Annotated in this window: 6 protein-coding genes; all 6 read right to left on the reverse strand. The window is 26.4% G+C overall.

What is annotated here, in order from left to right; translation table 11 throughout:
• Nucleotides 1-146: 146 nt before the first annotated feature.
• Nucleotides 147-527 (reverse strand): hypothetical protein, encoded by a 381-nt coding sequence (locus tag Q1J76_RS07935; protein ID WP_498034132.1) that lies wholly within the window; start codon nucleotides 525-527, stop codon nucleotides 147-149.
• Nucleotides 528-656: 129 nt separating this feature from the next.
• Complete coding sequence (locus Q1J76_RS07940; RefSeq protein ID WP_300369423.1) at nucleotides 657-1,103, reverse strand: RNA-dependent RNA polymerase family protein; 447 nt, start codon at nucleotides 1,101-1,103, stop codon at nucleotides 657-659.
• 605 nt (nucleotides 1,104-1,708) lie between these two features.
• Nucleotides 1,709-5,146: a type IIG restriction enzyme/methyltransferase gene (locus Q1J76_RS07945; protein ID WP_300369426.1), complete on the reverse strand. Its 3,438-nt coding sequence runs from the start codon at nucleotides 5,144-5,146 to the stop codon at nucleotides 1,709-1,711.
• Nucleotides 5,147-5,321: 175 nt separating this feature from the next.
• Nucleotides 5,322-6,404 carry a hypothetical protein gene (locus Q1J76_RS07950; protein WP_300369429.1) on the reverse strand — a complete coding sequence of 361 codons (1,083 nt, stop codon included), beginning with the start codon at nucleotides 6,402-6,404 and terminating at the stop codon, nucleotides 5,322-5,324.
• A gap of 44 nt (nucleotides 6,405-6,448) precedes the next feature.
• Nucleotides 6,449-6,889, reverse strand: a complete 441-nt coding sequence (locus Q1J76_RS07955) for a hypothetical protein (protein ID WP_300369432.1) — start codon at nucleotides 6,887-6,889, stop codon at nucleotides 6,449-6,451.
• A 102-nt stretch (nucleotides 6,890-6,991) separates the two neighbouring features.
• On the reverse strand, nucleotides 6,992-9,373 hold a 2,382-nt coding region (gene ileS / locus Q1J76_RS07960; protein ID WP_300369435.1), incomplete at its 5' end, for an isoleucine--tRNA ligase.

The raw sequence follows: 9,373 nt of genomic DNA on the forward strand, positions 1-9,373 counted from the left end.
CAGCTTTAATAAAATCGGCAGAAACTCTGAAATCTATTTATAATCAAATATAAATCCTTATAACTTTTTTGTGCTAGTCTTTCATAACTTTAAGGCTAGCACAATCTATTTGGGGCTGATTACCAAACATTTAATAAAAAATTAAATTACTTGGGTATTAATTTATATAATTTTCTTATTCTATTTCTATTAGCTAAAAAATGATCTTCTTCTATTTGTTTAGTATAATTAAGTAATCCATTTAATTTTGATATTGTTTTAATAATTTCAATATTATTATTTTCTATCTCTTTTTTAATAATATCATTAGATTTATTTAATAATTTTAAATTTTCAATAATATCTTTTCTTTTTGAATTTTTTATATATAGTTTATTATTTTTTAATATTACACCTGTTATTTTAGCATAACCTTTATTATATCGCTTAGTTTTTTCAGGTTTTATCTTTAAATTATTTTTTTCAAAAATATCTATTATTTTATTAGGCAATTTATTTGTAAACTTTATATCTGAAGAAAATGTCATATCATCTACATATAAAGAAAATCTTATTCCTTTTTTTAAACATAGCTTATAAATATTATCAAAAATATCACTATAACACAAATATGCTAATATTTGACTTGATGGACTTCCTGTAGATAAAAAAGTTTCTTACCCATTATCATAAACTGTTAATTTTGTAATAAATAATGCTACATCACTATTTAATTTAAACTTATTAAAAAATAAATCATATATTGTATTCCCTTTAATACTATTATAAAAACTTGATATATCCATAGTCAAAAAATATTTTTTTCCTAAATGATATCTAGCATTTTCAATATTATTTTTATTAGTATTTTTTATACTTGGAGCAAATAAATATTTAGGTAATACTTTTGGTAATAAACATTTTAATAATTTTTTTTGAGTTTTTTTAAGAAAAAATATAGGTTTGTGTATTTCTCTACCATTATCATTAATTTCTGTTATATAACATTCTTTTATATTATTATTAATAATGTTATATTTTAATACTTTATTAACACAAAGAAATTCACAAGTTTTTTCTATAGAAGTAAAATTTTTAAATATATCTAAATTGTATTTTATCATCAAAAATAATAAGCTGGTTACCTAAACAGGTAATCCATAATGGAAGATACAACCTTAATAATAAAGTGTATCAACTTATGATATTTTACATAATAAAATATCATATTTAGGAATAGTGATATAATTTTATTTTTGATAAAATTTACCATAATATCTCCTTTATATAGTGCTTTGGATTTCTTATACAATGTAAGAAGCACTATGCCACCCATAAAGGAGTGAAAAAATTATATCCCTGTTTAAGACCATTAGCTCGTAAACGAGCAATAAATTATTGCAATATTCTAACAAATTACTCGCTTTGCGAGTCTATTGTTAGTTAATGCAATATATGATTGCTAATAACGAGCGATAAATCATCGCCACCCAAAACATATTTTAAATGAATAAATGAAATACAAACAATAGCAATTCATAATTAATGTAAAATACATTTAAGTAAATAGGCAATGAACACAATAATCAAACAATTCAATTAATTGTGAAATTTTTCAAAGAGCAATATTTATTGCTTGGTGACAATTCATATATAATGATACTATATATTATTTTTTTGTCAATTTAATATAAAATTATTAAACCAATATATAATACCTATTTTCCATTTAATCCCCCTCTATAATTCTTACTTCATCATCAGTCAAATTATATAACGAATAAACAATCTTATCAATCTCATATTCCAACTCAGAAGTATTTTCGTTTTGTTTTTTAAGCCGAATGATGTCATCAACTAGATTAACTAACTTGTTTTCAGTGTCCTTATCAGGCTCTGGAATTGGAATTTTTTCTAACGATTGAACATTAAGCATAATATCACCAGCCCCCGTTTTATCGCTATAATTATAAATAAAATACCTTATTAAAGAAGAATTTAAAATACCAACAAAATATTTATTCTTTTTTGATACGAAAAAAGAAGATGGAGCAGATATTACTAAATTAGGTTCCCCTATAGAAAATGCTAAATTAAAACCTATTGCTTTACAAAATATTTTTTCTTTCTCAAATTCTTTATAATATGCTGTAGTATCTTGTAATTCAAACCACTTATTATTTGTTTTCTTCCTAGAACCTTTCTCTCCGCTCTGTTCTAATCTTTTACCAAAACTTTCTAAATATTTTTTTATTGCTGGATAATTATCTATATTAACATTTTTTGCTGGATAAGTAGCTATTAAATATTTATTGTCAAATTCTATACTATACGGTTTCAAATCTCTACCTCTTATTATAGGACTAATAATTTCCTGACTTTTTATATCATTTTTTAATAATCTACTTTTTGTATCTTCATCAATTATGAAAGCATCGTTATATCCTGTTAAAATTCCCCTATACATTATAATATCCCAATCTTTTAATAACTTCCCACTTTTTTTTATTTTTATATAAATAGAATTCTCTATAGGTGTTGATATAAACCAAGCATCATCATATTCTTTAGAATTAATAAAATATTTTTCACTTATATTATTTTTATCTTTGTTTATATCTTCTGTTAAATTAATTATATAACTTTTTATCATATAATCACAATCATTATTTTTTTTCTTTCCATAACAAATAATATTAGTTGATACTGTAGCACTTTCAAACCAATTAGCCCCCAAATCTATAACTTCAAAAACATAAGCCTTATCATATAAAAACTTTCTCGTCCTCTCTCCATAACCCGCACGCATCCACTTATTAGATATTACGGCACTTACAATACCGCTCTCATCAATTAATTTATTAAAAGTCATTTCCATAAATAATTGATAAATATCTGCAACTTTGCTGTCTTTCTTATCAAAATAATCTAAATATTGATGATTTCCTGTAAGCTGAAAATATGGTGGATTCATTATTGCCAAATCAAATTTATCTACTCCAAACATTAAACCACTGTCAAAAAAATCATAGCTTTTTAGCATGTCAAAAGGATTATAATTTTCTAATTTCGAATTATGATTAGAATATTCCTTTATAAGATTTAAAATCTCTTTTCTTATCTCTTTCTTATTCTCATAACTAGCATTAAAATAATCCCTCATATTCTTTATAAGTTCATTCTTGTCCCAAGTAAGAGAAATCAAATTCACTTCTTTATCATCAAGCTCTATCAAACTATTAGCCGATACTATTTTAAACTCCAAATTAGGGAGTATCTCCAAATCTATAAACTTATCATCACTCTTTATATCTGTATAATAACTGCTCTTTAATAATTCTATCCATAACCTTAAACGGCATATATTTACAGAGTTTGGATTTATATCAACCCCATAAAGCTGATTATTAATAATATGTTCTTTAGCTTCAAATAATGTTTTTTCTATCTCCTGCTTTCTATCCGTAATATTATCATCTTCTATATTATACTTAAAATGTGTACCGTCTATATAATTTATAACTAGCTCATCTTCCGATATATTAACATCTATATTATCATGCAAAACTCTAAACTCGCTCTTTATCCTTATAAGCTCATTTAAACAAGCCACCAAAAAGTGTCCGCTTCCGCATGCAGGGTCTATTATTTTTATAGAATCCAAAATATTTTTTATACTGTCCCTATAAATATGTATATTAGCCCTCGCGTAATTTTTTACTTCATTAATATTTTCAAAATGCGTATCTGTAAAATATTTATTAAACTTCTCAATTATAATCTTCTCTATGCTGTACCTTGACATATACATAGTAATAGCATGCGGAGTAAAATGCGAACCATCTTTATAACCGTTAAGTCTTTCAAATACAAGACCCAAAACCGAAGATTTTATTATTGTATTTTTATCTACATTCTTAGCATCAGCATTAAATACATAACAATTCAAAAATCTAAGTATATACTCCAAAAATGTTAATTGACTGCTGTTAAAATCCCTATCATTATAAAGTATGCTTCCAGACATAACTTTCATTCTTGAATCATTATTCAATTTTGTTATAGAAAAAATCAGCTCATCTTTACCCTCTTCAAATAATGAACTATTCAAATATGGTATATAATTATAATCATTATTAGATGACCTAATATTTTTAGGCTTGGCAAGCACATTAAAAAATAATGTATATAAATAATTATAATCTTTAATCTTAAAAGGATTTAATATATCTAAATGTTTATCATTCCTGAAAGTTCTAAGCTGTGCCTCAAGTATTTTTAAAAATAATATTCTATTCACCCAAATAATATTAAGTTTCAAAGCCTCATCAAATATTTCATTTTCATTTATTTTATCAGGGCTATTTCTAATTACCTCCATAGTAAGCCTTATTAAACTATTATCAACATTAGATAAACGTAATTTTTTTTCTTTATCTTCTTCAAGCCCCATCATATAAATTATTTCTTTATAAAATGTATTGGATATGGAATTAATGTCATTACCAAGTTTAACAGAACAAATATTATAAGAATTAAAAAATCTGTATATAAGAGAATCATCATCATTAAATAAATCTATCTTATACCCTACAACCTCAAGATTAATATTTTCTAAAAATCCGCCGCAAATACTATAAAAAGTTTCATTTTTAACTCTACTGTTTTCATTAAAATAATTTACTATCTGATTATCATTAATAAGCTTTTCAAAATCATATTTAGAAAATAAATACACTTTTTCAAAATTAGTAATAATAATATTATCAATATTAAAATCTTTATTATCTTTATTTTTTCTGCTTTTATAATAATAAAGTATAGTCTGATAAAAAGCCTTATTATTATAATTATTATCCTCAATCATTTCTAATGTATTATTATAATTTTTAGTCTCTATAATAGTTTTAATATTATCATCAAATTTTATAACCAAATCTATTTTTCCACTTGTATTGCAGTTATAGCCGAAAGCGTTAACTAAAAATTTATTCAATATCCCCTTGCAATGTTCTTCTGTTTCACCTTTATCTTTAGCATTATTTATTTCATTTCTATACCATTTAATATCTATTTTAAAAAACTCTAATTTATCATTATCAATTTCATAATTTAAGAGATTTCTTAATTTCAATAAATCTTTTGCATTTTTAGTAATAGACTTCATAAATAATACTCCAATTGTAACGATATTATTATACAGTAAAAGCAAATAAAAACAAACAAAAAAGGACAGCCATTATTCATAGCCGCCCTTTTATAATATATAAATATTAATTATTTTTAGCATATACACATAAACATATATTAATAAAAACTATCTCCTATAAACTATACAAGTACTATTGCTTGACACTATTTTTAAATTTCATATCTTCAATTTCTTCTTTAGTATATTTTTTGGAAAGCAAAGCATTCCTATCGTAGATAGGTGGGTATTTAATTCCAAATTCAGGCACATCCAAATAATAAGTTATACTATAGTTACTATCAACATTCTTCCAACCATCATTTTTACTATAAGCCTTTCCCATATCATTAAAATACGAAGAAGCATTATCTACTGAAAAATTCATTCCATTTGAATCTTTTATTATAGAATAAACAGCATCAATATAATCAGTCCACCTATAAGGCTCATGAAATTTTTGATAATAAACCATAATATTAAAATTCATAGCTATAGCACTTAATATAGAAAACACCGCTATATAATTTAATACTCTATAATTATTTTTAACTGTTAAATAATAGAGCAAATATATTATAGGTATGAAAGACAAAGCAAATCCACCAAATTGATAACGAGCCAATCCTGCCACTCCTCCACCAAATATTGTAGTAAAAATAGTAGCAGGAAAATATAATAAAAATAATATAAATAACTCATTAATAACCATCTCTGTATTATTAGTATTATTATATATCTTCCATTTTTTATTTTTTATAAAATATATAATAGAATATATAAAAGCTCCAAACACAACAATAATAGAAAGCACCAATACAATTAATGAAAAAATATAATACGGATTATCATTCAAATAAAAAGCCATAATTCTATTTAAATGCTTAGCATCATACATTACAGAAAATTCATTAGTAGGAAATGTAAATAAAAAATGCACCTGTGGGAAAGGAAAAACATTTCTTTCTGCTGTAGATGAAAGCATAAACATTTTATTTGTATTTAAAAAACCATTTTGAATTTCACTAATTAAATAAGGTAAGTAAGTTAGAAAAGAAAAAAAGACACCTAAAAATATGTATTTAATATATTTAATACTAATTTTATATCGCACTATCAAATATAATATAACTGTTGGCACAATACCATAATATACAGCAAAATGCGACTGCCCCATTAAAGCAAGCACAGGAAAAAACATCATAGCTGCTACTTTTGAATATTTAGTATTAGCCATATATTCAGCTATAATAGGTATTAGTAAAAAGGATAAAACTAAAGTTAGATTGGGATTGTAATATATAATACATAATATATATTAAATAGAGTAAAAACTGACATAATAGCCAGTATTGATATTCCAAATCTTTTATAAACCCAAAACAAAAATAGTAAAACAGGTAAAAGCATAGTAATTAAATTAATAATTCTCATTGCAGTTATATTTTCATTAGCAAGTTTATAAGTAAGCAAATAATGTATATAAAAGAATCCACCAGGCACACGTGGAATAGATTCATTATCTAAAGGCATCATAACAAATCTAGCACCAGTTACAGGGAAAGTTTTATTTTCATAATATTGTTTCATATCATAGAAATGTGATAAAAAATCAGCAAAAGGAGCACCTGCTCTTTTGAAAGAATATACTCTATTAAAAATGGTTAAAGAGAAAGATAATAATAGTATAATTAAAGATAAATAAAAGAATATTTTTTTCATAAAATCACCTATAATCTATTTTTATAATAATATCATATTTTTGGAAAAAGGATAGCTAGCAAACACCAGCTACCCTTTTAATATCTAAATATTAATTATTTTTTATCTCACTGCCTCAGCACATCTAGTACATAACTCTTTATGCTCACTATCTGTTCCTACACTGTCATAATGTCCCCAACAGCGTACACATTTTTCATGACTGGCTTTCTCTGTCTTAACGAAAGAAACGCCGCCCTCTATAAATGTATCGTCCTTGCTGTCAGAAAGTGTTACTTTACTTACAATGAAGATTTCATTTAAATATTTTTCGTATTTAGCAAGCAAGTCTTTAGTTGCTGATTCTTTAGTATTTATTGTTACATAAGCCTCCAAAGATTTACCTATTGTGCTATTATCTCTAGCTCTTTCAAGTGATAATAATACATCGTCGCGTACTTTAAAAATTGAAGACCACTCATTTTCCAACTCTAAATCTATTAAAGACTCATCAGCTTTAGGATATAATTCTAAATGTACAGAAGAAGCATTCTCCCCTTTATAGTACCCCCAAACCTCATCAGTTGTGAAAGGAAGTACAGGAGCTATAAGTCTAACCAATACATCTAATATCTCAACAAGTACAGTCTGAGCACTTCTTCTTGAAACAGAATCTTTTCTATCACAATATAATCTGTCTTTTATAATGTCAAAGTAAGTAGCAGAAAGCTCAACAACACAGTAATTTATAAGTCTTTGATAGAATAAATGGAATTCATAACTATCACAAGCCTTATCAGCAACTTTTATAAAACTGTTAAGTCTTGATAAAGCATATCTATCTACAGGAAGCAAATCTTTTACTTCAACCTTTTCTTTAGTGAAATCAAAATCAGAAATATTACCAAGTAAATATCTAAAAGTGTTTCTTATTTTTCTGTAATTGTCAGCAATAGCCTTCATCATATTGTCGCCAACACGTGCATTATGAGTAAAATCCTCACTTATACACCAAAGTCTTAATATATCAGCACCATATTTATCAATAACTTCTAAAGGTGAAACAACATTGCCCGCACTCTTATGCATAGCTCTTCCATTCTCATCTAAAGTCCAGCCATGAGTAATAAGCTCTTTGTAAGGCGGAATTCCTCTTATAGCCATAGAAGGCCAAATTGCAGCTTGGAACCAGCCTCTATATTGATCTCCTCCTTCCAAATATATATCAACAGGGAAGGCATCTTCTAAATCTTTATTAGTTTTCTGTGCTGCAAAAGATGATACTCCAGAATCAAACCAAACATCTAAAATATCTTCTTCTTTGTCAAAATCTGTACTTCCGCATTCACATTTAGTATTTTCAGGAAGTAAATCTTTAGCCTCTAATTCAAACCAAACATCCATTCCCTTAGTTTTTACTATTTCAGCAAAATGCTTAACGGATTCAGAAGTAAGTAAAGTTCTGCCGCAATTCTTACAATAGAATGCAGGTATAGGAACACCCCAAGAACGTTGTCTTGATAAACACCAATCAGGACGACTCTCAAGCATTTTCTTCATTCTCTCATGTCCCCAAGCAGGATACCATTTTATATTATCTAATGATTTTACTGTTCTCTCATCAACATTATCATGTGTCATATTCATAAACCATTGAGAAGTAGCTCTGAATATAAGCGGATTCTTACATCTCCAGCAAATAGGATAACTGTGAGTAACTTTCTCTTTATAAAATAATGAACCGTTATTTTCAAGTATCTCCACTATTTTAAGATTAGCATCTCTTACTTTTATGCCCTGCATTTCTGGAAACTCACTTGTATATTTTCCAGCTTTATCAACAGGACAGTATATATCAAGTCCGTAATTCATACCTGTCTGATAGTCTTCCATACCATGACCTGGAGCAGTGTGAACAACACCAGTACCTGCAGTAGCCTCAACATAATCAGCAAATACAACAGCAGATTTTCTATCCTTTATAAATGGATGAGCTATTTCAAGTTTTTCAATCTCTTCCATAGAAACAGGAATAATCTCCCTGCCATCTGATTTTATATCTTTTTTAGATAAAACAGTATCAATCAAAGAAGTTGTCATTATTGCATATCTTCCGCCTATTTCAACAGCAGCATATTCTAATTCTTTATTGAAAGCACAAGCCATATTTGAAGGCAATGTCCAAGGAGTAGTAGTCCATATCATAACATCAACATTACCATTTAATTTATCATTGATTTTATTTAGTACTGGAAATCTTACATAAACACTTGTAGAAGTATGATTCTCATCATATTCTATTTCAGCAGCAGCCAATGCAGTTTCACAGTCTATACACCAGTGAATAGTTCTAAGTCCTTTATATATGTAGCCTTTCTCTACTAATTGAGCAAATACGTCAACTATTTCAGATTCATATTCAGGCGACATAGTAAGATATGGATTTTCCCAATCACCCATTACACCAAGTCTTTTGAACTCTTTTCTTTGAATATCAATATATTT

This window comes from Brachyspira sp. (genome assembly GCF_029258575.1).
GTDB lineage: Bacteria > Spirochaetota > Brachyspiria > Brachyspirales > Brachyspiraceae > Brachyspira.